This is a genomic window from Streptomyces griseoviridis, from assembly GCF_005222485.1.
GTDB classification, from domain to species: domain Bacteria; phylum Actinomycetota; class Actinomycetes; order Streptomycetales; family Streptomycetaceae; genus Streptomyces; species Streptomyces hintoniae.
Genome location: NZ_CP029078.1, coordinates 7,153,594 through 7,176,685, shown reverse-complemented (window position 1 = coordinate 7,176,685; position 23,092 = coordinate 7,153,594). Strand labels below are relative to the sequence as shown.

The 23,092-nt window shown below is 72.8% G+C and carries 16 protein-coding genes; 11 read left to right on the top strand and 5 right to left on the bottom strand.

The window, feature by feature from the left end; all coding sequences use genetic code 11:
- The first annotated feature begins 285 nt into the window (after positions 1-285).
- On the top strand, positions 286-1,350 hold the full coding sequence (locus DDJ31_RS31055) for a serine hydrolase domain-containing protein (RefSeq protein WP_240678008.1): 1,065 nt from the start codon (positions 286-288) through the stop codon (positions 1,348-1,350).
- 118 nt (positions 1,351-1,468) lie between these two features.
- Here DDJ31_RS31055 and DDJ31_RS31050 read toward each other — a convergent pair whose 3' ends face one another.
- On the bottom strand, positions 1,469-2,326 hold the full coding sequence (locus DDJ31_RS31050; RefSeq protein ID WP_127177086.1) for a LysR family transcriptional regulator: 858 nt from the start codon (positions 2,324-2,326) through the stop codon (positions 1,469-1,471).
- Between the two features lie 109 nt (positions 2,327-2,435).
- Between DDJ31_RS31050 and DDJ31_RS31045 the strand changes: the two genes are divergently transcribed.
- The 3 genes from DDJ31_RS31045 to DDJ31_RS31035 all read left to right on the top strand — a co-directional run bounded on the left by DDJ31_RS31045 (position 2,436) and on the right by DDJ31_RS31035 (position 5,361).
- The gene (locus tag DDJ31_RS31045; RefSeq protein WP_346656302.1) at positions 2,436-2,738 is read left to right on the top strand and encodes a hypothetical protein; all 303 of its coding nucleotides are present in this window, start codon (positions 2,436-2,438) and stop codon (positions 2,736-2,738) included.
- A 660-nt stretch (positions 2,739-3,398) separates the two neighbouring features.
- On the top strand, positions 3,399-4,835 hold the full coding sequence (locus tag DDJ31_RS31040; RefSeq protein WP_127177088.1) for a condensation domain-containing protein: 1,437 nt from the start codon (positions 3,399-3,401) through the stop codon (positions 4,833-4,835).
- A gap of 172 nt (positions 4,836-5,007) precedes the next feature.
- Complete coding sequence (locus DDJ31_RS31035) at positions 5,008-5,361, top strand: hypothetical protein (RefSeq protein ID WP_127177089.1); 354 nt, start codon at positions 5,008-5,010, stop codon at positions 5,359-5,361.
- Between the two features lie 35 nt (positions 5,362-5,396).
- Here DDJ31_RS31035 and DDJ31_RS31030 read toward each other — a convergent pair whose 3' ends face one another.
- The 3 genes from DDJ31_RS31030 to DDJ31_RS31020 all read right to left on the bottom strand — a co-directional run bounded on the left by DDJ31_RS31030 (position 5,397) and on the right by DDJ31_RS31020 (position 11,167).
- Positions 5,397-6,659: an aminotransferase class I/II-fold pyridoxal phosphate-dependent enzyme gene (locus DDJ31_RS31030; RefSeq protein WP_127177090.1), complete on the bottom strand. Its 1,263-nt coding sequence runs from the start codon at positions 6,657-6,659 to the stop codon at positions 5,397-5,399.
- Positions 6,656-7,945: an FAD-dependent oxidoreductase gene (locus DDJ31_RS31025; protein WP_127177091.1), complete on the bottom strand. Its 1,290-nt coding sequence runs from the start codon at positions 7,943-7,945 to the stop codon at positions 6,656-6,658. Before DDJ31_RS31025 ends, DDJ31_RS31030 begins: the two co-directional genes overlap by 4 nt.
- A gap of 63 nt (positions 7,946-8,008) precedes the next feature.
- A complete protein-coding gene (locus tag DDJ31_RS31020; protein ID WP_127177092.1) occupies positions 8,009-11,167 on the bottom strand; it encodes an amino acid adenylation domain-containing SDR family oxidoreductase in 3,159 nt (1,052 codons plus the stop codon).
- Positions 11,168-11,281: 114 nt separating this feature from the next.
- Here DDJ31_RS31020 and DDJ31_RS31015 point away from each other — a divergent pair, with 114 nt between their 5' ends.
- Entirely contained in the window at positions 11,282-11,692 is a 411-nt protein-coding gene (locus DDJ31_RS31015) for a hypothetical protein (RefSeq protein ID WP_164784867.1), read from the top strand.
- Here the strand turns inward: DDJ31_RS31015 and DDJ31_RS31010 are convergent.
- A complete protein-coding gene (locus DDJ31_RS31010) occupies positions 11,661-12,401 on the bottom strand; it encodes a hypothetical protein (protein ID WP_164784868.1) in 741 nt (246 codons plus the stop codon). The two genes, DDJ31_RS31015 and DDJ31_RS31010, sit on opposite strands and share 32 nt — an antisense overlap.
- A gap of 343 nt (positions 12,402-12,744) precedes the next feature.
- Between DDJ31_RS31010 and DDJ31_RS31005 the strand changes: the two genes are divergently transcribed.
- The 6 genes from DDJ31_RS31005 (at position 12,745) to DDJ31_RS30975 (ending at position 22,967) form a co-directional block, all read left to right on the top strand.
- Positions 12,745-13,158 (top strand): helix-turn-helix transcriptional regulator, encoded by a 414-nt coding sequence (locus tag DDJ31_RS31005; protein ID WP_127182525.1) that lies wholly within the window; start codon positions 12,745-12,747, stop codon positions 13,156-13,158.
- A gap of 754 nt (positions 13,159-13,912) precedes the next feature.
- Positions 13,913-16,495: an aldehyde dehydrogenase family protein gene (locus tag DDJ31_RS31000; RefSeq protein ID WP_127177094.1), complete on the top strand. Its 2,583-nt coding sequence runs from the start codon at positions 13,913-13,915 to the stop codon at positions 16,493-16,495.
- The gene (locus DDJ31_RS30995; protein ID WP_127177095.1) at positions 16,492-18,195 is read left to right on the top strand and encodes a thiamine pyrophosphate-binding protein; all 1,704 of its coding nucleotides are present in this window, start codon (positions 16,492-16,494) and stop codon (positions 18,193-18,195) included. Before DDJ31_RS31000 ends, DDJ31_RS30995 begins: the two co-directional genes overlap by 4 nt.
- Positions 18,192-19,463, top strand: coding sequence for a beta-ketoacyl-ACP synthase II (fabF, locus tag DDJ31_RS30990; protein ID WP_127177096.1), 1,272 nt, complete (start codon positions 18,192-18,194; stop codon positions 19,461-19,463). Before DDJ31_RS30995 ends, fabF begins: the two co-directional genes overlap by 4 nt.
- Positions 19,464-19,473: 10 nt before the next feature.
- The gene (locus DDJ31_RS39415; protein WP_240678009.1) at positions 19,474-21,723 is read left to right on the top strand and encodes a condensation domain-containing protein; all 2,250 of its coding nucleotides are present in this window, start codon (positions 19,474-19,476) and stop codon (positions 21,721-21,723) included.
- Entirely contained in the window at positions 21,720-22,967 is a 1,248-nt protein-coding gene (locus tag DDJ31_RS30975; protein ID WP_127177097.1) for an aminotransferase class I/II-fold pyridoxal phosphate-dependent enzyme, read from the top strand. The genes DDJ31_RS39415 and DDJ31_RS30975 overlap by 4 nt, the downstream gene beginning before the upstream one ends.
- Positions 22,968-23,092 lie beyond the last annotated feature (125 nt).

Sequence of the window (23,092 nt, the reverse complement as noted above, 5' to 3'; positions counted from 1 at the left end):
CGACTGAGCCGACGTCCGTACCGGAACGTCTCTCCGCGCTTCCAGGAGCACGGCCGGACAGGGGAGGCCGGCGGTTGTGCTGGGTACCCGGCGTGCTGTCCATCCGGCTGGCACCCGATCAAGACGGGGCGTATCCCGGCTGGCTGGTGACCCCTGCTGTTCCTAACCTCGCCTCATGATCTTTCGCCGTTCGTGGTTGTCAGTCGCGGTGCTGGCCCTGGCCGTGTCGTCTCTGCCGTCCGTCGCGGCTTCGGCGCGCCACGCCCCTCCGGCTCGGCGTGGTCCGTGCAGCGTGACGCGGACGCGCTGCGGGATACCGGGGTCACCGGGGTGGCGGTGCGCCTGGAGACCCCGCGCGGGACGGTCACGGCCCGCTCCGGGGTCGGGGACTTGATCACTGGCCGCCCGGTTCCGTTGCACGGCTACCTGCGTCTGGGCAGTACCACCAAGACGTTCGTCGCCACCGTGATGCTGCAACTGGTGGGCGAGAGAAGGATCTTCCTCGACCAGACCGTGGAGCAGTTGCTGCCCGGGGTCGTGTCCGGCGCGGGGAACGACGGTCGGACCGTCACCGTCCGCGACCTGCTCCAGCACACCAGTGGCCTGTCGGACTACGTCTACGACGTCTTCCCTGATGGCAGTGCCCGGACCTACTTCGCCAACCGTTGGCGTGTCTACCAGCCCGAAGATCTTGTGGACCTGGCCATGCGTCGCGCACCCGCCTTCCCGGCAGGCACCCGCTGGGCGTACTCGAACACGAACTACGTGCTCGCCGGAATGATCATCGAGAAGATCACAGGCCGCACCTGGGAACAGCAGGTCCATGACCGCGTCCTGCGTCCGCTCGGCCTGCGGCACACCGACACCCCCGGCACCTGGCCCTTCCTTCCGCATCCGCACACCGCCGACTACCAGCAGTTCACCGTGGACGGCCCGCTGGTCGACACCACGATCCCCTACCGCCCCTTCGACAGCGGGGCCGACGGCTCGATGACCGGCACCGCCCGCGACCTCAACCGCTTCTTCGCCGCACTGGCGAGCGGAAAGCTGCTGAAGCCCGACGAACTCGCCGCCATGCGGACCACTGTGCCGGTGCCCCAGGACAGCGGTCAGCCGGAGGGCACGCGGGACGGTCTGGGCCTGTTCTTCACACCCCTGTCCTGCGGTGGCGGCTATCTCGGACATGGAGGAAGCGGCTTCGGATACGTCGTCCGGGCAGCGACGACCACGGACGGTCGGCGCACTGTGACCGTCTCCGCGCACAGCCGCTCTGCGGACTCGCAGACCGCGGCCCGTCAGGAGGACGCCTTGCGCGAACTCGTCGACCACGCCCTGTGCCGCACCCCCTGAACCCGCACTCGGCGCCACGGTACGACTCAGGCCCCCTGGAGTGGAATCCGGTGGGCGCGTTCCGCCTCCTCGTGCTGTCGCGCCCATCCACCCGGGTCGTGCGGAGTCGTCCGCAGCCTCACGTCGCCCCCGCGGCATCTACAGCGGCAGAGACGAAGGACGCGACCAGGCGACGACGGTCGTCCTGCGCCCACGCGAGGACGAGTTCGCTGTGCGGGGCGTCGATCACGGGCCGGTAGACGAGGTCGGGGTGCGGGGGCTGGGCCAGCGAGCGGGGCAGAATCGCGATGGTGCGCCCCAGCCTGATCATGTGCATCGCCTCTGCCGCGTCCGTGACCTCGGGCCCCGGCACGGCCTCGGGCGCTCCGGTCCAGCGCACGCCTCTCCAGCGCGGCAGCGTCTCCTGGGCGAGGTCGGCGAGCGTGACCTCGGAGCGAGAGGCGAGCCGGTGGTCAGGCGGCAGAATCGCGACGCGTCCCTCGACCGTCAGCGTCTCGTGGTCCAGGCCGGTCATGTCGTCGAACGGCAGGTACAGCAGGGCGACATCGGCGCGGCCGTCGCGGACGTGATCGGCACGGTCGGTGGCTCCGCCGAAGAGGATGTCCACCTGGCGGGCGTCGGGCCGGCCGGCGTAGGCGGCCAGGATGCCGGACAGGAGGTTCGCGTCACCGCCGGGTTTGATCACCAGGCGCAGGTGGGCATGCTGATCGCCGGCCCGGCGGGCCTTCTCGGCGGCCGCGCTGACAGCGTTCAGTGCGTGCCGGCCGTGGTGCAGGAGTGCTTCGCCGGCTGAGGTGAGGGCGACATGCCTGCTGGAGCGCTCCAGCAGCTTCACTCCGAGCCGGGATTCCAGGCGCCGGATCGCTTTGGACAGGGCCGGCTGCGCGATCGCCAGGCGGGTCGCGGCGCGACCGAAGTGCAGTTCCTCGGCCACGGCGACGAAGTACTCCAGCTCGCGGGTCTCCAGCTCGGCCATACCCAAAGACTATCGCCCGATCCATTCCTCCCAGGCATGGAAAGGGAACGGATGGATCTTGGACGGGCGGGCAGAATGCCTGTTCTCTGGGGGCATGATTCACCACACGATGATCGTGGCATTCGACCAACCGATTCCCGCGCGGGAGCTGGACCAGTACCTCAAGGAGTTCAAGGAACTCGTGGAGCGATCCGGTCTCGTCGAGTCGGTCGCGGCCCAGCAGCACATCCGCGTCCCTGGCGACGACCACGCCCCGGTGGCTGTCGCGAGCGCCATCGTGCAGCTGCGCCTGGCCGACCTCGACGCCCTGAACGCGACCTTCACCATGCCCGGGGCAGTCGACCTCATCAAACGCTGGCAGGGCCGCTACCCGTACAAGGTGCTCTGGGCCAACCACGAGCCGCTGGCGTGAGCGCGTTCACCGGCACGGCGGGCCGGACCCCGGCTGTGGAGGCGTAAGCAGAGGCGGAAGCGAAAGCGGAAGCGGAAGCGGGCGTGCAGGCACGCCTGGGCTCGCTCGGCGCGCTCCGCCCGCTCCCCAAGCTCCGCCCGCTCACCACGCTCCGCAGGATCAACCCACCGCGCTGACGGGGTGGTCCGGCCGGCTGCGGTCGGCCGGTGCCTGGCGGCGGCCGGCCACGGGGACAGGTGGCCGTCGGCCACGGGGACAGGTGGCCGTCGGCCACGGGGACAGGTGGCCGTCGGCCACGGGGACAGGTGGCCGTCGGCCACGGGGACAGGTGGCCGTCGGCCACGGGGTCAGGTGGCACTGTGGCGCAACGTTCATCCAGGTCTCCTCCGGTCGTCGCTCCGCCCGGTGTCCGAGTCGGGGTGGGCCCGCTCGATCGGGGCGGCGCCGGGCCCCGTCCACGGCGTTTCTTCGCGAGGGGTCCGGTCGTTGGTCGGGGCGTGTCTACGAGCCATGACCGGTAACGGTAGGCAGACGCGGGCGGAGCCCCGGCGGCGACACCCTGGCGGGCGTACGGCCGGCAGGGCGTCGTCCCGTGCGCCTCCACCCGGTCCCACCCTGCCCTGTCACCTGTGTTCGGGGCACCTACGAGCGGAGAGCCCTGTGCGCATCACCGAGATCCAGCGTTGCGAAGTCCGTCCCGGACGTCTCGTGGAGTGGACGCTGCATCCGAGGGCCGTCGAGGCGGCGATGAGCCTTCCGGAAGACTCCCGTCCACCCGCGTACGCACAGGAGTCCCACCTCCGCAGGGCCCGATCGCTGCGCCAGGACGGCTTGTTCGCACCCGCCTGGCTCGGTGCGGCGTTCGATATTCCGGGGCCGGTCGATCTCGCCGTCCTCGAAGGTGCGCTGGCCGCCTGGGCACTCCGGCACGAGACCCTGCGCAGCGGATTCCGCTGGGTAGGGGACGAGATGCGGCGCTTCACCCTGGACGCCGACAGCTTGCTGCTGCACCGGGAGGAGACCGGCGACTTCTCCGACGCCGTGAAGCTGACGCAGTACTTGCAGGAGCGTTTCGACACCGTGGCGGACGCCCTCACCTGGCCGAACTTCATCTTCACGGCGGTGGTCAGGGACGACGGCACCAGCGTCTACATGGCGTTCGACCACAGCAACGTCGACGCGTACTCGCTCCAGCGGATCCCCGCGGAGATCCACGAGCTCTACGCGGCCGGCCTCGAAGGCCGCGCCCTGACCGGCACTCCGGTGGCCAGCTACGTCGACTTCTGCGCGGCCGAGCGCGCCCACGCCGACGAGATCGACGACACTCATCACATCGTCTCCCACTGGCGGGAGTTCATCGCGCGCTGCGGGGGCAAGCTGCCGAACTTCCCCGTCGACCTGGGCCTCGGCCCCGAAGACGTCTCGCCGCAGCAGAAGTTCATGGACGAGATGCTGGTCGACGCGGCCGACGCGGCGGCCTTCGAGTCCTACTGCCGTCCGTACGGCGGCAGTTTGACCGGGCTCCTCGCGGCCACCGCCCTCATCGTCCACGAGATCAGCGGGCAGCCGGTGTACCGCACCGTCGTGCCGTTCCACACCCGGGCGAAGTCCCAGTGGTCGGACTCCGTGGGCTGGTACGTCGGCTGCGCGCCGATCGAGATTTCCCTGACGCACACTCAAGATCTGCTCGCTACGGCGCAGTTCGACAGCACCTTGCGGCACGTCCGCTCCGTGCTGCGGGAGAACCGGCCGCTGTCGCGGATGCCCATCGCCCGCGTGCTCTCCCTCCTGGGCTCCGACTTCCGGCCCACCTCCGCGGACCTGTACTCGATCGTCTCGTTCGTCGACGCGCGCGGCATCCCAGGGTCGGAGCGCTGGCAGGACCTGAAGTCGTACGCGCTGGTACGGGTCTCCCAGGGCGACAAGGCATGCGTGTGGATCACCAGGCTCCACGAAGGGTTGCAGTTCACCAGCCGCTGTCCTGACACCCCCCTCGCGGACACCAACATGCGGCGGTACATCGAGGCCCTGCGGAACCTCATCGTGTCGGTGGCCCGGCAGGGGGCCCAGAAGCCGGTGGGGACGACGGACTGTTGAGCGGCGTGGGCCGGGCGTAGCGAGAAGGCCGTCCAGGGCCGGCGACACGCGCCCGCCCCGCCTCCGACAGGGTGACGGCGGGGGCGGCCCGGCCATGGCGGGACGCGGCGCGGGCGGGCCCGCCGCCAGACTGCGAAGGACCAGGACGCCACCGCGCACATCGGAGCCCTCCTTGCCCCAGCCCGCCACCGGACCGACCGAGCCCGACACGTTCCTGGCCCTGTGCGGCCACACGCATCTCTTCCCCGGTGCCCGCTGCCGCGTCCAGGGACTGCCCGACCCCGAGGCGTTCGCTGCCCGACCCCGGCCGGTGGATGTCCTCCTGCGCTTCTCCGACTCGGTCACCGTCGACGCGGAGGTACGCACCGACGGCCCGGACGGCGCCGTACTGGCCGTCCCGGCCTACACCACCGGGGCCGGCACACCGATCGACGGCCGCGCCTGGCTGATCCGGGAGTTCACCCGCACGGGAGACGAGGTGGAGCTGACGATCGGTGGGGGGCCACGACCCCGCGGTGGGTGCTGAGCACCCTCAAGTCGGCGACCCCCGCACTCACCTCCTCACCTTCCTCGCCCTCTCCCCGCTCGGAGTTCCGCGAGGAGTTCTCCCACGCGTTCGACCGCGGCCGTCGTCTCGGCCGGTGGGGCGAGGGTGGTCAGCCGCAGATGGGTGTCGAGGGCGTGGTCGCCCGCGGCGAACTGCGGTCCCGGCACGGCCAGTACGGATTTCTCCCGCAGCAGGCGCAGGGCGAAGTCGTCGGCGCCGGTCCCTGGCGGGAGGTCGAGGCGCGGGAAGGCGTAGAAGGCGCCGTCCAACGGGGCGCAGCGCAGGCCCTCTTGGCGCGCCATCGCAGTGCGGGCCGCCCGGCGGGCCTCGTGGAGGGCGCCGCCGGGTGCGGTCAGGGCCGCCGCGTCGGCCAGGGCGGACGGTGACAGGGCGGCCGGGATAACGTGCTGGCCAAGGGTGTTGGGGCTGAGCCGGAGCGCGGCGAGCGAGGTCAGGGCGTCGAGGTAGGCGCGGGCGGTTCCGGGTGGGCGGCAGGCGGCCACCCATCCCGCCCGCAGGCCGGGGACCCGGCTGAGTTTCGACAGTCCGCCGAAGACGAGGCAGAGCAGGTCGGGCGCCAGGGCGGCGAGCGGCGGGTGCGGGCCGGGGACGTACTGGATGCCGTCGTAGATCTCGTCGGCGAAGAGCACGAGCCCGTGGGCGCGGGCCACCGCCGCCAGTCCGCCGAGCACCTCGGGGGGCCAGACGGCGCCGGTGGGGTTGACGGGGTTGACGACGATCAGGGCCCGGGTGCGCGGCCCCGCCCGTCGGGCGAGGGCGTCGAGGTCGGGGCGCCAGCCGTTGGACTCGGGGCACGGGTAGGGCACGGGGGTGCCGCCGCACAGGCCGACGTAGGCGGGCCACATGGGGTATCCGGGGTCGGGGACGAGCACCTCGTCGCCGGGGTCGAGCAGCGTCTGGAGGGTGAGGAAGGCGAGTTCGGAGACGCCGTTGCCGAGCCACCCGTCGCGCGGTCCGACCCCGGGCAGTCCCCTGCGGGTGCGGAAGTACTCGGCGACGGCGGCGCGGGCCGCCGGTTGTCCGGCCTCCTCGGTGTAGGCGTGGGTCTCCTCCAGCCGTCCGGAGAGCGCGGTGACGACGGCCGCGGGCGCGGGTATCCCGTGAGCGGCCGGGTCGCCGAGGCCGAGGTCGATGAGCCGGCGGCCCCGGGAGCGCAGTTCGCGGGCCTCGGAGGTCAGCGTGCCGCGCAGTCCGTGGCCGCCGGCCGCCACGTGCCGGGCGGGGCGGGCACCACCGGCCTTGAGGGTGGCGGTCATGACGTGGTCTCCGTCCTGACGGCGGCGCGCAGCCGGGCCACCCGGCTTCCGGAGACGTCGATCTCCTGCGCGGCGTGCAGTGCGGAGCGGACGGCGGACTCCTGGCTGTCGATGTCGTGCAGGTAGCTGCCCGCGAGTTGCAGGTGGGGGCTGAGGCGCAGGCCGTGCAGGGTGCGCCGGACGGCGTCCGCCTCGGCGGTGAGCACCAGGTGGTCGAACCGCTCGGTCCGGATGACGTCGTCCGGCTGGTCGCGGTGGGTGATCCAGCTCTTGAAGACGTCGGGCGCTCCCGCGGCCCCGAACCAGAAGGTGGCCTCGCCGCGTTCGTCGTGTGCGTGGATGTTGACGGCCGACCAGTGGCGGCGCTCGGCCGGCATGAACCGGGGGTCGCGGTGCAGGGCGACGGTCACCGGTTCGTACGGCAACCGGCCGAGCAGGACGGCCCGTTCGGCGAGGACCGGGTCAGCGGCCAGTATCCGGGCGGCCTCGGCGGCGGGGGTGGCGACGACGACGCGGTCGTAGGCGTACTCCCCTCCGGCGGTGGTGCGTACGGTCAGCGGGGCCGAGCCGCCGGGGCCCTGCGCGCTGACCGCGGCGACCGGGTCGGACAGGCGCAGCCGGTCGCCGAGGGCGTGGGCGAGGCGGCCGGTCAGGGTGGCGAGGCCGCCGGTGAGGTTGGTCCACAGTGCCGCGTCCTCGGGCCTGTCGGGGGGTGTCCGCAGGGCCCAGGCGGCGGCGTACCTGGCGGGCATCGCGGCCGCGTCCTTCAGTCGGCAGCCGGAGTAGGAGGCGAGCCAGGGCAGCAGGACCTTGTCGAGGGTCTCGTCGCCGACCTTGGCGGTTTCCGCCGTCTCGGCGACGGTGGCGCGGGTTCCGACGGGCTCGGGGCGCGCGGTCTCGGCGAGGAACGCCGCGATCCGCTCCCAGGCCGGGCCGGTCACCGGGGTGCGGCCTGCGTCGGCGTCGCGGGCGGCGTCCGGCGTCACCAGCAGGGGTGTCTCGGTGCCGGCCGCGGTGACGGTCAGGGTGAGGGGGACGGTCGTCTCGTCGTCCTCGCCGACGCCGAGCAGCCGGCGCAGCGCCCGATGGGCGGTGAACTCTCCTGGCGACAGGTGCTGGGCGCCCAAGTCGAGAGCGACGGGCCCCCGTTGGGTGTCGAGGGTGTGGGTGCGGACGGCGCCGCCCGGGTGGCGGGCACCCTCGTGGACGGTGACGTCGTGGTCGGGGGTGAGGAGCCAGGCCGTGGTCAGTCCGGCGGTTCCGGCTCCGATGACGGCGATGCGCATGGGACGTGCCTTTCCGGGTTCCTTGCGGGGGTGGCTGCGGACGGTGCGGGGCGGCGGGGCCGGTCAGGCGGGCGGCGCGGGGAGGAAACCGCTGTCGCGCAGGTACCGCAGGTAGAGGTCGAGCAGGGCGTCGTCCACCGGTGGGCAGTGCAGGCCGCTGCCTTCGAGGGCCGCTTCGACGTTGGCGCGGCCGAACGAGGGGAAGGTGCCCTCGCAGTACATCTCCTTGACCGACGACGACCAGTCGTGCGCCGGCTCCGTGAACATCGGCAGGTAGGGGGACATCGGGTGCTCCGGGTTGTCGGCCGCCAGCCGGTCGACCGAGGCGACCCAGTCGTCGTAGGGCAGGTCCCGCACCGGGTGGCCCATCGCGCGCAGGCGGCGCACCGCGAGGTCCAGCAGCGCCGGGCGCGGGTTGGTGACGTGGTAGACCCGGCCGTCGGGCTTGTCGTGGGTGATGATCCTGGTGATGACGGCGGCGGTGTGGTCCACCGGTACGAAGTCGAGCGGCAGCGCCATCCTGGGTGCGGTGCCGGTCTCGGCGATGGTGCGGAACAGCGCGCACATCATCGTGTCGGTGTTCCACACCCCCCTGTCCTCGGTGCCGGTGATCTCGTAGGGCCGGTGGATGGTGACCGGCAGTCCGCGTGCGGCGGCCTCGCCGATCAGGCGCTCGGCGACCCACTTGGTCTCGGGGTACCCCAGCGAGATGCGGTCGGCGTGGTCGAGGGGGGTGTCCTCGTCGACGTGCCGTACTCCGGCGGTGCCGAATCCGGCGATGACGGCGATGGTCGAGATGTAGTGGACGGCCTTGGTGCGTCGCGCCGCGGCCAGTTCGAGGACGGTGCGGGTGCCGCCCACGTTCGCGGGCGCCAACGCCTCGTACGGGTAGGCGAAGTTGACGTGGGAGCCGGCGTGCACGATGACGTCCGTCTCGCGGGCCAGCCGCTGCCAGGTGGCGTCGTCGAGCCCCAGGTGCGGGGCGGCGAGGTCGCCGGGGACGGCGACGAGCCGGTCCTCGTAGGCCGAGGGGTCGAGGCCGTAGCGCCGCATCCGGGCGGTGATCCGGCCCAGGGCCTCGTCCGGGGTACGGGCCCGTGCCAGGCAGAACACCGACTCGACGCCGTGGTCGAGGAGTTGGGCGATCAGGTGCACCCCGAGGAACCCGGTGGCGCCGGTCAGCAGGACCGTTCGCGGGCGCAGCGGGTCACCGGCCGCGGGTGCGTCGAACCGCAGACCGCTCGGCCAGGCCGTCTCGGCGGTGAAGTCCACGCCCGCGTGGTCTCCTCCGTCGGGGCCGTCCGCCGCGGCGGGGTCGGCGAGCCGCAGGGAACGCCGGGTGAAGTCCTTCAGGGTCGGGTTGTCGAGCAACGCGCGGACCAGCTCGGCGCCGTGGGCGGGGCTGATGCCGAGGCGGCGGCGGGTGGTGCCCGCCACCTGCGTCGCGCGCAGTGAGGTGCCGCCGAGGGCGAAGAAGTCGTCGTCCCGGCTGATCCGGTCGACGCCGAGGGCGCCGCCCCAGATCTCGGCGACCTTCTCCTCGTGCTCGCCGCGCGGGGCCAGGGTCTCGTCGCCGGACGCGGCGGGTGGCCGCTCCACCAGCCGCATCAGCTGCGCCCTGTCGGTCTTCCCGCTCGCGGTCAGGGGCAGTTCGTCCGCGACGACGATGCGGGCGGGCACCATGTGGGCCGGCAGCCGGTCGCGGGTGTGGTCGCGCAACCTGCGGGCCAGGGCGTCCGGTTCGGCGCCGCCCTCGGTGATGACGGTGGCGGCCAGTTGCTGTCCCGCGCCCTCGCCCACGATGTCCACCGCGGCTTCGGTGACCTCGGAGTGCGCCTGCAACGTCGCCTCGATCTCGTCGAGTTCGACGCGGTAGCCGCGGACCTTGACCTGCCGGTCGCGGCGCCCGCGGAACTCGATGACCCCGTCCCTGCGCCAGCAGGCGATGTCGCCGGTCCGGTACAGGCGGCGCCGCTCGTCGACGCCGAAGGTGTCGGGGACGAACTGGCGGGCGGTCTTCTCCTCGTCGCCCAGGTAGCCGAGGGCCACCCCGTCGCCGCCGACCCACAGTTCGCCCTGCTCGCCGACCCCGGCCAGGTTCCCGTCGGGACGCACCACGTAGGCCGTCGAGGCGGTGACCGGGAGGCCGATCGGCACCGACTCCGCGTGCGGCGAGAGGCGCTCGATCCGGTGGACGGTGGAGAGCACCGAATTCTCCGTGGGGCCGTAGCCGTTGAGGAAGACGCCGGGCCTGCCGTGCTCCAACACGGCGCGTACGGCTGAGGCGTTGAGGGCGTCGCCGCCCGCGATCAGGCAGCGCAGGTGGGCGAACATCTCCGGCTGGGCCTGGGCGTGCTGGTGGAACAGTCCCGCGCTCAGCCACATCACCGTGATCTCCCGGCGGCGCAGCAGCTCGGCCAGCGCGTCGGTGCTCAGCAGCGTCTCGGGGTCGGGAAGCACCAGGCAGGCGCCGTTGAGGAGGGGCGCGAACAGCTCGTAGCAGGAGACGTCGAAGGTCGCGTTGGTGGTGGCGAGCAGTCGGTCTCCGGTGCGCGGGCGCAGGTCGCCCGCGCCCAACGCCAGCCGGGCGGGTCCGCGATGGGCGCACACGACGCCCTTGGGGGTGCCGCTGGAGCCGGAGGTGAAGATGACGTAGGCGGGGTCGCCCGCGTCGCGCGGGGCGGGGTCGCCGGCGTTCTCGCCCTGCCGGGAGGCGGCGGACGTCGGGTCCTCCTGGTCCTCGGCGGGCGCGGGGGTGTTCAGTTCGTCCGTGGTCACGCGGGTCAGGGCGTCGGCGGCCGGTGTCGGGCCTTCGGTGCCGGTCACGAGGCAGCGGACGGCGGCGGCTTCGAGGATGTCGCGCAGCCGGCTCTCCGGGTGGGCCGGGTCGAGGGGCAGGTACACCGCCCCCGCCTCCAGGACGCCCAGGGCCGCGACGACCCACTCGGGAGAGCGCGGCAGCAGCACGCCCACGGTGTCGCCCGCCCGGACGCCACGCGCGCGCAGGACCGCGGCGGCTCCTCGGACGCGCTGCCTCAACTCGCCGTAGCTCCACTGTCCTTCGTCCCATTCGACGGCGGGCGCCCGCGGGGTGCGGGCCGCCTGCTCGGCGAACAGGGCGCTCAGTGTGGCGTCGCGCGGGTAGTCCCCGTCGGCGTCGTTGCACGCGAGGACGTGACGGGGCAGCCGGGTGGACGGCTGCCGGTGGGTGCTGGAGGACATGGGTGATCTCCCTGGTAGGGGGATGGGAAAGGGGTCGCGGACGGGCGAAAGGAGCGCGCGGGAGGCGGAGCTGACGCGGCTCGGCCGTACGGCGCTCGTGGGTGGCGACGGCGAGTGACGCCGTCACGGCTGGTGACGCCGTCACGGCTGATGACGCCGTCACGGCTGGTCAGACGCCGGCGGCGGGTCAGCAGCGAGCAGCGGGTCAGCCGCGGACAGCCGGTCAGCCGCGGACAGCGGGTCAGCCGCGGACAGCCGGTCAGCCGCGAGCAGCGGGTCAGCCGCGGACAGCCGGTCAGCCGCGAGCAGCGGGTCAGCCGCGGACAGCCGGTCAGCCGCGAGCAGCGGGTCAGCCGCGGACAGCCGGTCAGCCGCGAGCAGCGGGTCAGCCGCGGACAGCCGGTCAGCCGCGAGCAGCGGGTCAGCCGCGGACAGCCGGTCAGCCGCGAGCAGCGGGTCAGCCGCGGACAGCCGGTCAGCCGCGAGCAGCGGGTCAGCCGCGGACGGCGGGGGCGGCCGAGGTAGCGGCCGCGGCCTGCCAGAACTGTCCGATGCTCTGCTCGAGCAGCCACGCCATGTGCAGTGCGGTCGCGGGGTCGTCGCCGCGGCGCAGGCCGTCGTCCACGGCTTCCTCGGCGCGGGCGAGGAGTTCGGGCGCGCAGCCGGCGCCGTAGTACGCCAGGAACTCCCGCGGTGCCGGCGGGCCCGCCGCGCGGACCGCGTCGACAAGCCGCTCGCAACCGCCCAGGTAGACGACGAGGTCGGTGTGGACGGCCAGCGCCGTCGCCGCCTGACTGCCTTCGAGGGCGATCCACGACAGCGTCCCGTTGAAGGCGTAGGCCCGGTGGTCCTGGGGCGGGGTGCGCAGGTCGTCTCGTGACAGGCCGAGCGCCTCGGCGCAGTCGGTGAGGGCGGGCATCGCGCCGTGGATCAGCCGGATCAACTCGGCGTAGAGGCCCACGGATCGGTGGTGCGGGAAGCGGGCGGTCAGCAGCCCGTAGGCGGCGAGTTCGGCGCGCTGGCACTGCGCCTCGACGACGACCAGGCGGCGCAGGTGATCGGCTGTCAGCTCACCGCGCCCGGCGAGGTCGAGCAGGGCGTTGTCCGGCGCGGGTGACCGGCTCTGGTCCTCCCGGCCGGTCCCGGTCGCGGCGTCCGGGGGGCGGCTCGCCCGCCGGGTGTCGAGTTCCATGATCAGTTGTTTGGCGGTCGTCGCGTTCTCTTCAGGTGGCACCGAAATCCCTCGCTTCCTCGCGTCTCGAAAACCGCGGTCCGTACTCGGCTTGCCATCCCTCTTTCGGTGAAACGGCCAGACGCATAGTCCCTTGGGTCCGGTACCCGGTCCTTTCAGGCCAGGGTCCGTCCGAGAAATCCGTGGAGACGGGCGCCGGGCGGAGGACGCCTGCGCGAAAAAGAAAGCAAAAGGAGGGTTTCGGGGGCAGTTCGACGGTTTCGGGAAGCGCGGTGAGGGTAGACCCCTGACGTCTACCTTCCGCGGAGTGCCGTCCTTACCGGGAACGCCGCACGCCGTCGCTCCCGGTATTTCAGGCGGGCACTGCGGGAGGGAACCGAATGCCATGACCACCGAGCCGGGTCCGGGGTGCGACAGGCGACGGGGCGGCAGCGACGACGAGATCATCTCCAGCCTCAGAGAGATAGCCGGATTACTCAGGGGCCTCGCCGAGAACGGCGTTTTCCTCGCCAACCCGCCCGACCGGTCAGGCGGTTCCCGGCACCCGGAAATCCCGCACAACCCGGCGGACAGCACGCGCGACAGCACACCTCGGACGCTCGCCCCCGCCGTCCCTTTGACGCGCCGGGAGCAGCAGGTGCTCGACATATTGATCACCGGTGCCTCGAATCGGAAGATATCGCGCGAGCTGGGGATCGCCGAACGCACCGTCAAAAACAATTTGCAGGCGATATACCGGAAGCTCGGGGTGAGCGGACGGGCCGAGGCGATCGCGCGGACGCTGAGCGACGCGTCGTAATCCTCCAAGCGCCAGGCCCCAGGCCCCAGGCCCCGGGCCCCTGCCCCTGCCCCTGCCCCTGCCCCTGCCCCTGCCACCGGCTCCGGTCCCTGCATCCAGCGGCCCCGGCGTCCAGCGGCCCCCGCGGCGCCACCACCCGCACCACTCCCCCCTTCCCGCGCCACCGCCGCGCGCCACCGCGTGCCGCCACGTGCCGCCACGTGCCACCGGCCTGCACGCCGCAGCCGAAGAGGACGACAGGGAGCGACCGGATTTCCACTCCCGCCACCCCGGCACCCCCTGTCCCGCCCGTCACTCCGCCGCACAATCCAGTCGCATAACGTCAATGCCCGAGTGCGTTTTTCGCATTCAATGAAATTGAGAAACCGACCACGCAAATAATTTAGTATGCTAATCAAAGTTTCACAGAACGCGAGATCCACCGTGTACACGAATGGCAACCGCGCCCCTCATTCACCTGCCGGAACTGACCACCCGTCACATATTTCTTCCGCTATTTCGTATCCAATAACCCCACGCGTAACGGACCGTCAACCAAGCCCTCGACACGGGTCTACCGGTATGGCATGGTGGCATGAGGTGAAGTGCTTCTTATTGACGGAAGCAGACTTTGTCGCGGGATGATGGATTTACGTACCTGCACGTCAGGAACCCGTACCCGTCCCCTGACGTGAAGGAGCACGAGTTGCTCGGTTTCAGGCGCTTGGTATCGCCCGAAGGACCCATCTGGGAGACCGAAGAAATCCTGGCCCGCATGGCCGGCACCATCGAATTCCTCGCGCGCCGGGAAATTGGACCCGGCTCGCGGGTGATGATGAGCGGGGCCAATTCACCGGAATGGGTCGTCGATCTGCTCGCGCTCGTCCACCTCGACGCCTCGGTGGTCCTGGCCGATCACCGGACCACCCCGGCACAGCGCTCGCGGATCCACGCTCAGGCACGCGTGGTGCTGGAGATCGGCGACGACGCCGCCACGGCACAACGGCACGTCTCGAACCCGGCGCCCGTGCCGGACGTCACGAACTGGGCGCGCCGCCGGGACGCCGCGATCTCCTGGTCCTCGGGCACCACGGGCGAACCCCACGGCGTCGTACGCTCCGGCCGCTCGATCCTGGACAACCTCGCGCTCAGCGCGGACCGCATGGGGTACCGGCCCGACGACGTCTTCCTGCCGGTCCTGCCGTACTCCCACCAGTACGGTCTGTCGCTGGTCCTCTGCTGGTGGCTGGGCGGCGGAACGCTCGTGGTCTACGGGCCGGGCACGCGCCTCGACCACGCGCTCGAAGCGGGCGCGGAGCACGGCCTCTCCATCGTGGACGGTGCCCCGTCCACCTATGTCAGCCTGCTCAACCTCCTCGACCGCCGTCCCGCTCTCGCGGACACGCTGGAAGGGGTGCGCGCCTGGTGCGTGGGCGGCGCGCCGCTGGGGCGCAACCTGGCGGCCCGGTTCCACGCCCGCACGGGCCGGCACCTGCTCGACGGCTACGGCGCGACCGAACTCGGCAACATCGCGCTGGCGCCCCCCAGCGATCCGGTCGGATGCGGCACACCGCTGCCCGGCGTGGTCGTCGAGGTCCACGACGACCACGGCAGACCGCTCCCGCACGGGCGGCCGGGTGAACTCGTCGTCCGCAGCGCCGGTTTGATGACCGGGCACCTGGGTGCGGACGGCGAGATCGTCCCGGTTCCCGGGCCCGTCCACCGCACCGGCGACATCGGTCTCGTCGACGAAGCCGGCCGGGTCTTCCCCATCGGGCGCCGGCACGCCGTGCACCGTGACGGCCACACGCTCTACCCCGAACGCCTCGCCGAGCGGGCCGAGTCGGCCGGCGCGCAGGCACAGGTCGTCGCCGTCCCCGATGAACGGACGGGCCACCGGCTGGTGTTCGTGATCGCGGACCCGGACGGTCACGAGCCCGCGCACTGGAAACGGCTGCTGCGCCCGGTGCTCGCCCGCTACGAACAGCCCGACCACATCGTCGTGGTGCCCGCGTTGCCCCTCACCCACACGGGAAAGCCCAACCTGGCCGTTCTGGAGAAGATCGCCATGACCTCGCTGCCCCCGCCGCGCCGCACGGCCGCCGACGCGTCCGCGCCCGACCCGACCGCCCGTGCGGCCGGCTACCGCATCCCCTTCGCCGACCGGGTCGAGGCGCTGCGGGCGGTGCGCCGGTACGTGGGCGACAACGAGGACGCGGTCATGAGCATCCTCACCGAGATCTCGCCGCACCGCACCGCCGTCGCGGAGATCCGGTCGTTCCTCGCCACCCTGGACGGAGCGGAGGCGGAGATTCAGCGGGTCCGCCCCGGCGAGGTGCCCAGGGCCGCGGTCTTCATGCCGTCCAACATCCCGCTCTACTCCTACGCGCTCTACACCCTCGTGGCGTCCCTCTACTGCGAGACGATCACCTTCCGTCCTTCGTCGGAGATCAAGAGCCAGGTGCAGCGCCTGCACGCCCTGCTGGCGGGGGTCCACGGGCTGCCGATCAAGATCTTCGAGCTGAGCCAGCGCAAGTTCGTGACGGGACCGGTCCGCGAGGCGGATCTCATCGTCTTCACCGGCAACTACGACAACGCCGAAACGGTCCGCGAAGGGCTGGCGGAGGACCAGCTCTTCCTCTTCTTCGGGCACGGCATCAACCCCTTCGTGATCGCACCGGACGCCGACCTCGCGCGCGCCGCGCACGACGTCACGAGGATCAGGCTCTACAACTCGGGCCAGGACTGCCTGGGTCCCGACGTCGTGTTCGCGCCGAAGGGCCGCGCCGAGGAGTTCGTCGCCCTGCTCTCCGCCGAACTTGCGTCGCTGCGCTTCGGGCGGAACAGCGACCCCGCCGCCGACTACGGCCCGATCTGCTACGACTCGGCGCTGGTGAACTGCTCGGACTACCTGGTGCGTCACGCGCGGCACATCCGGCACGGCGGGCGCATCGACCTGCCGTCCCGCAAGATCGAGCCGACCGTGCTGCTGTGGGGCTTCGACGACAAGATCCCCCTCGACGAGATGTTCGCCCCGGTGTTCAACGTCGTGGTCTACCCCACCGCGAGGCTGTTGCGGGCACGGCTGTCGAGCCCCTACTTCAACGAGCGCGCGCTCGGAGCGATGGTGTACGGGACCGACCCGGAGACGGTGCGGGTCCTGACCGAGCGGCACCAGACCTGCGTCGACCGCACCCTGCTCGACGACGAGGACGGCAACCGCCCGTTCGGCGGGCTCGGGCTGCGGGCGAACTACCTCGCCCACGGCGGCGAACGGCACGCCGAACCCCTGCTCATGTCACAGGCCGCGGCACGGAACCTCCCGACGGCCGACCCCACCACGGAGGACGGGAAATGACCCGGGCAAGGAAACGGTACGCCGACGCGTGGTCCGCGATCGTCGACCTGCTGGTGGCGCACGAGGTGGACACCTGCTTCGGACTGCCGGGCGACGACCTGGAGTTGCTCCGCGCCCTCGACGCCGCCGGCCTCGACCTCGTGCCCTGCCGCGACCAGCGCAACGCGATGTACATGGCGACCGGCTACGCGTTGCAGTCCGGCAGGCTCGCCGTGTGTGCGCTGGGCAAGGGCCCGGCCGTCACGCACGCGGCCACGGGACTCCTGGAGGCACGGGAGTCCGGTGCGCCGGTCCTGGTGCTCGCGGCCGGCGCACCCGAACGGCGCCGGGGCAGCGGCGGGTTCCAGGAGCTCGACCAGATCGCCGTCGTGGCGCCCCTCGTGCGGTGGGCGCACCGGGTGGGGCATCCGGACCGGGTCGTCCCCGCGACGGTGACGGCGATGACCCGCGCCGCGGGTCCGCCGTCGGGGCCGGTCTACCTGGAGGTGCCCGACGACGTGCGCACGGCCGAGGTCGTCGTCACAGAACCGATGCCGACGCCGCCCGAACCCCTGGCCTTCGCCGTCGCCCCGGTGACGCCGGGCCCCGCGCTGGCGGCCCTTCGCGCGAGCCGGCGTCCGGTGGTGCTGGTGGGCGGCGGGATGCGGCACCGCAACGACGGCGGAGCGGTCGAGGGCTTCGCCGAGCGCCTCGGCGCGGCCCTCTTCACCACCGCGTCGGGCCGCGGCGCCGTCGACGAACACCACCCGCTGTTCTGCGGTGTGGCGGGCTTCTACGCGGCGGCCCCCTTCCGCGAACTGTGGTCGTCCTGCGACCTGGTGGTGTCGCTCGCCGGGCGCCTGGAGGAGACCGTCGCCGAAGGCGGCTCCCCGTGGCCGCGGGTCCCGGTGGTACAGGTCAACCTCGATCCGGGCGGCCTGTCGGCCGAGTTCGCGGGCCCGCGGGTGCTCGGGGACGCCCGGCACGCCGTGCTCGGCTGGTCGCGGGCGCTGGACGAGGACCGCGGCGCCGCGCTCGCGGACGCGGACGCGCGCGACGCGTGGTCGAAGCGGATCGCCGAAGCCCGCGCCGCCGCGTCGCGCGAGGTGGAAGCGGAACTGGCCCGCGCGGCGGCGCTGCCGGAGATCCGCGTCGCCGAGCTGCTCGCCGCCCTCGACGCCACCGCGGGCGAACACCACGTGCTGGTCCAGGAGAACGGGCTCCAGGACATGTGGTCCTACGGCTTCCCCTTCCACGCCGGCGGCGGGTCCGTCGTGCCGTCGGAGCAGACCCCCCTGGGCTTCGGCGCGGCGGCGGCCATCGGGGTCAAGCGGGCCGCCCCCGGCCACGAGGTCACCGCGTTCATCGGGGACGGGGCGTTCCTCGCCGCCCGCGCGGACATCGCCGTCACCGCCGCGTCCCACGGCGGTGTCCTCTACGTGGTGCTGTGCAACGGCGGCTACGGCTGGCTCGACGCCCAGCGCGCCCGCCTCGGCCTCGACGCGGAACGCCACGCCTTCGCCCGCCGGGGCGCACCGCCGCCCGTGGTGGACGGCCCCGACCTCCACCACCGGGTGCTGCGCGACAAGGCCGCGCTGACCGAGGAGATCCTGGCCGCGCGCCGGTTCTGCTCCCAGGGCGGCACAGCGGTGCTGATGGTGCCGGTCGCCCCCGACGACGTCCTTCCGGCCGTCCGCGACGCGGAGGTGGTTCCCCAATGACGCACGTGGCAGAACGAGGCGACGGTGGTCGCGGCGGGCGCCGGGTCGTGGTCACCGGGTACGGGGCGGTGACGCCGCTCGGCCTCGGGGTCCGCGCGACCTGGACCGCGATGCTCGCCGGACGCAGCGGCATCGACACCGTGGACACGATCGACGTGACCGGTCTCGGCGTGCGGATCGGCGGCCAGGTCCGCGGCTTCACCCCCGGCCGCTACATGCCCGCGCCGGTCAGCCGCCGCGCCGATCCGTGCGCGCAGTACGCCCTCGCCGCGGCCGTCGAGGCGTGCGACCACGCCGGGCTCGTCGTGGACGACCGCCTGGCGCCGCGGGTCGCCGTGATCATCGGCAGCGGCTACGGCCCGGTGGGTTCGATCTACCGCGCCGCGAACACCCTGCGCGACAAGGGCCCGCGCGGGATCGGCCCGTTCACCCAGGTCACCACCGCCATGGACAGTGCCGCCTGCGAGATCAGCATGCGCTTCGGCACCCAGGGGCCGAGCCGCGCCCAAAGCACGGCGTGCGCCAGCGGCGCCGACGCGGTGGGCGCGGCGATGCGCATGATCAGCGGCGGCGAGGCCGACGTCGTCCTGGCGGGCGGCGCCGACGCCTGCGTCACCGCCGTCGACCTCGCGGGCAGCGGCAACGCCCGCGCGCTGTCCCGGCGCAACGACGACCCGGCCGCGGCGTCCCGGCCCTTCGACGCGCACCGCGACGGGTTCGTGATGAGCGAGGGGGCCGCCGTGCTGGTCCTGGAGGCCGCCGAGGTGGCCGAACGGCGAGGAGCGACGGCGCTGGCCGAACTCGCCGGGTACGGGGCGAGTTCCGACGCCCACCACTGGACGGCCCCGCATCCGCAGGGACGCGGCGCCTGCCTCGCCGTCGAGGCGGCGCTGCGCGACGCGGGGATCACGGGGGCGGACGTCGACTACGTCAACGCGCACGGCACCGGAACGCCGCTGAACGACGTCACCGAGACGGCCGTCCTGCGCACGGTGCTGGGTGACCGGATCACCCGGATCCCGGTCAGCTCCACCAAGTCGATGACCGGGCACATGATCGGCGCCGCCGGAGCGGTCGAGCTGGTCGCGTCGATCCTGGTGCTGCGCACCGGTGACGTCCCGCCGACCATCAACTGCGACGACCCGATCGCCCCGGACATCAACTTCGTGCCGCACCGGGCGCAGCACCACGACCGCGTGCGGATCGCGCTCAGCAACTCGTTCGGCTTCGGCGGCCACAACGCCGCTCTCGTCATCCGAGCGGTATGAGGTCCCGGCCATGAACCACCGTCAGCACCCCGCCCCGCCCCCCGCCACCGTCACCCGCAGCGGTCCGCTCACCTGGGTCCAGCAGTGGCACTGGTTCGAGCACACCATCCCCGCACCGCGGCGGGTGAACCCGACGCCGCTCGCCGACCACTGCCAGGTCCCTCCCGGGGCGACGGTCGACGACGTCCTCGCGGCGCTCGCCTCCCTCACGGCCCGCCACGAGGCGCTGCGCACCACCGTCGACCCGCTGGAGCCGCTCCAGCACGTCCACCGGCCGGAGTGGGCCCCGCCGCCGGTGGACTGCGTCGAGGTCGCCGACGTCGACGCCGGCACCCTGGAGACCGCCACCGCGGCGCTGGCCGCCCGCCCGATCGACCCCGAGCGGAATCCGCCCTGGCTGGCCAGGGTACTGCTGGTGGCGGGAGAGCCGCGTGCGGTGCTGGTGGCCGCCCACCACGTCCTGATCGACGGATGGGGACTCGCGGTGCTGATCGGCCAACTGCACGACCTGCTGCACGGCGCCGCACCGGCCCGGACGCCGGTGGCCCACCCGCTCGACACGCTCACCGCCCAGCCTCTGGAACGCGCCCGCGCGGCGGAGCGGGAGTGGCTGACGCGTCTCGCGACCAACCCGACGAACGTGCTGGCCCCGTTCGGCGGGAGAGCAGACGGCGCGGGCCGCCACCGCCTCCAGCACCGCTCGGTGGAGGCGTACGACGACCTCGACCGCGTCGCCCGGCGCTACCGGGTCAGCGCGGAGGTCGTGGTGCTCGCAGCGCTGGCCCACGAGGTCGCAGGCCGCACCGGCGAACACCGGTTCCTCGCCTCCGTGGTGGTCTCCAACCGGGCCCGCGCCGCCCTGCGCGGCAGCGTCGGCGTGCGGGCCCTGACGGTTCCGGTGCAGATCGACCTCCGTCCGGGCGCGGCGTTCGGCGAGGTGGCCGCCTCGGTGGCCGCTGCCTGCGCCGCGGCCTACCGGCACGGTCAGTACCGCGTCGCGGAACTCGTCGCCGCGCAGGCCCGCATGGACCGGCGCCGCGGTGTCGTGGCGGTGCACACCATCGAGTACAACTGCTACTCGTGGCCGCGCGACTACCTGGTCCCCGGCGCTGAGACCCGGCCGGACGGGCCCGCCACCTGGATCCGCAGCGAGCCCGACGAGCCCTGCGACACGCTCTACGTCGATCTCAGCCGGGACGCGGGCGTCGTCACCCTCGACGTCACCGTCGGGGACCATCTGCTCGACGCCGAGCAGGCCGTGGCGTTGCCCGTCCGTCTCTGCGCTCTCCTGCGCGCGCTCGCCGAGGGCGCGCGCTGCCCGGTCCCGGCCCGCGCCCTCGCACCGGCCGCCCCCGGATGGTGGCGCGCCCCGCAGGGCTGGGTGTGCCTGCCGCGTCTGGCGGAGGTGGTGCGCGCCCACCCCGGAGTACTCGACGTGACGGTGACACCCGCCGGGGAGACCGGAAGCGAAGACGAGGGACCGCGCCCCGCCGGGGAGGCCGGGCGGGGAGGCGAGGGACCGGCCCTCGCCGGGGAGACCGGACGGGAAGACGAAGGGCCGCGCCCCGCCGGGGAGACCGGGCGGGAGAGCCACGGACCGGGCCTCGCCGGGGAGACCGAACGAGGAGGCGAAGGACCGCGCCCCGCCGGGGAGACCGGACGAGGAAGCCAAGAGCCGCGCCCCGCCGGGGAGGCCGGACGGGAGAGCCACGGGCCGGCCCTCGCCGAGGAGGCCGGGCGGAGGAAAGGCGAGGGACCGCGCCTCGTCGCGCGCGCTCGCGTCGTCCCCGGTGTCACCTCCGCCGACCTGCACCGCCACGTCCTCGACCACCTCGGTGAGGTGCCCGGTCTGCTGGCCCCGGACGGTTACGTCCTGTCCCCGGCCGGCCTCGGGTCAGGCCCTCTCCCCGACCGGCCGGGCGCCGCCGGCAGCGCGGCGGGAACACCCCGGCTCACCGCGCGTCCCCCCGCGACGGAAGCCGAACGGGCGCTGGCCGCCGCCGTGGCGGCAGTCGCCGCACCCGACGGCCTGCCCGCCGGCTCGTCGGACAACCCCGTCGCCGTGGACATGAACGGCTGCCTCGCCGATCACGGAGTCACCCTGGTCGCCGTCCCCCGTCTGCTGGCGCTGCTCCACCGGTCCGGCCACACCGGGATCGCCTCGGACGAGCTGGCGGGAACGGCCTCGCTCGGACACCTTGCCGCAGCCCTGGAACCCCTGCGGGACCGGGCTCACCGTGGAGGAGAAACCTCGCCATGACCGCGTCCCCCGCCCCCGCACCGTCCGTGGACCGCCTGGCCCCCTGGGCCTTCGCCGCGTTCGTCGAGGCGAACACCCACGACACGCAGTACCGGCCGCCGGTGGTGGACGGTCCCATCGGGCCGACCATCGTGCGCAACGGACGCGAGCTGGTGAACTTCGCCAGCATCAGCTTCCTCGATCTGGAACGCCACATCCCGGTGCGCAGGCACTTCGCGGAAGGGGCGCTCGCCCACGGCCTGAGCACCAGCGGGTCGAGGATGACCCAGGGGATCTGCCGCCCGCACCAGGTGCTGGAGGAGACGATCGCCCGCCGCACCGGCAAGGAGCGCGCCATCAGCTTCGCCACCGGGCTGCTGGCCAACATCGGGTTCGTGCACGCCATGAGCAGTTCCGCGCAGTTCGACACCGGGATCGAGGTGCGCAACAACGACACCGTCTTCGTCGTCGACCGCGATGTCCACTGGAGCATCTGGAAGGGCCTTGAGGGACTCGGCTACGGCCGCAGGGTGCACGCGTTCCGCCACAACGACGTCGCCGACCTGGGGGTTGTCCTGGAGCGGGTGAGGACCCGCAAGACCGTGGTGATCGCCGAGAGCATCTACTCGGCCGACGGCACGATGGGGCCGATCGTGGAGATCCTCGACGCGTGCGACCGGCACGGCGCCATCAGCATGATCGACGACGCGAACGGCTTCATGGTGTACGGGCCCGAGAACCGTCCCTACGCCCGGGAGGCGGCCGCGATCAGGGAGCGGGCCGACTTCGTCATGGTGTCGCTGTCGAAGGCCATCGGTCTCGAAGGCGGCGCGCTCGCCGGGCCCGCGGCGGCCATCGACGCCTTCGAACTGCTCTCCGGGACCTCGATGTTCACGGCCGCCATCCAGCCGCCCACCGCCCACGCCGCCGAGCGCACGATCGAGGCCCTCGCCGCCGATCCGACGATCGTCGACGACTACCTGGCGCACGCGGCCCGCCTGCGCCGCCAGATCCACGAGGCCGGCACACCGACGACGCCGACCGAGTCGTACATGCTCTCGATGCCGATCGGGAACGACGCGGCCGCCCTCCAGATGCGGGAGTGGTTCGTCGAGGACGGCTACCTCGTCCCCGTCTTCTCCTACCCGGCTGTCGCACGCAATCAGGCGCTGCTGCGCCTGTTCCCGCACGCGGGCCACACCGAGGAGCAGATGGACGCGTTCCTGCGCACCCTCCTCACCTACCGCAGACGCCTCGGACTCTGACACCCGGGAGGAAGCCGGCCGCACCGCCCGACACCGACGCCCAACTCCCAACGCCCGAAGCCCGAAGCCCGAAGCCCGATAGCCGACCCCTGATGGCCGACACCCGATGGCCGAAGGCCGAAGGA

Bases quoted from the DNA above. Each gene is read 5' to 3' on its own strand.
- DDJ31_RS31025 (WP_127177091.1), bottom strand. From the start codon at position 7,945: ATGCGCATCGCCGTCATCGGAGCCGGAACCGCCGGACTGACCACGGCC.
- DDJ31_RS31005 (WP_127182525.1), top strand. From the start codon at position 12,745: ATGACCACCGAGCCGGGTCCGGGGTGCGACAGGCGACGGGGCGGCAGC.
- DDJ31_RS31030 (WP_127177090.1), bottom strand. From the start codon at position 6,659: ATGACCGCCACCCTCAAGGCCGGTGGTGCCCGCCCCGCCCGGCACGTG.
- fabF (WP_127177096.1), top strand. From the start codon at position 18,192: ATGACGCACGTGGCAGAACGAGGCGACGGTGGTCGCGGCGGGCGCCGG.
- DDJ31_RS31050 (WP_127177086.1), bottom strand. From the start codon at position 2,326: ATGGCCGAGCTGGAGACCCGCGAGCTGGAGTACTTCGTCGCCGTGGCC.
- DDJ31_RS31020 (WP_127177092.1), bottom strand. From the start codon at position 11,167: ATGTCCTCCAGCACCCACCGGCAGCCGTCCACCCGGCTGCCCCGTCAC.
- DDJ31_RS31000 (WP_127177094.1), top strand. From the start codon at position 13,913: ATGGCCGGCACCATCGAATTCCTCGCGCGCCGGGAAATTGGACCCGGC.
- DDJ31_RS39415 (WP_240678009.1), top strand. From the start codon at position 19,474: ATGAACCACCGTCAGCACCCCGCCCCGCCCCCCGCCACCGTCACCCGC.
- DDJ31_RS30995 (WP_127177095.1), top strand. From the start codon at position 16,492: ATGACCCGGGCAAGGAAACGGTACGCCGACGCGTGGTCCGCGATCGTC.
- DDJ31_RS31045 (WP_346656302.1), top strand. From the start codon at position 2,436: ATGATCGTGGCATTCGACCAACCGATTCCCGCGCGGGAGCTGGACCAG.
- DDJ31_RS30975 (WP_127177097.1), top strand. From the start codon at position 21,720: ATGACCGCGTCCCCCGCCCCCGCACCGTCCGTGGACCGCCTGGCCCCC.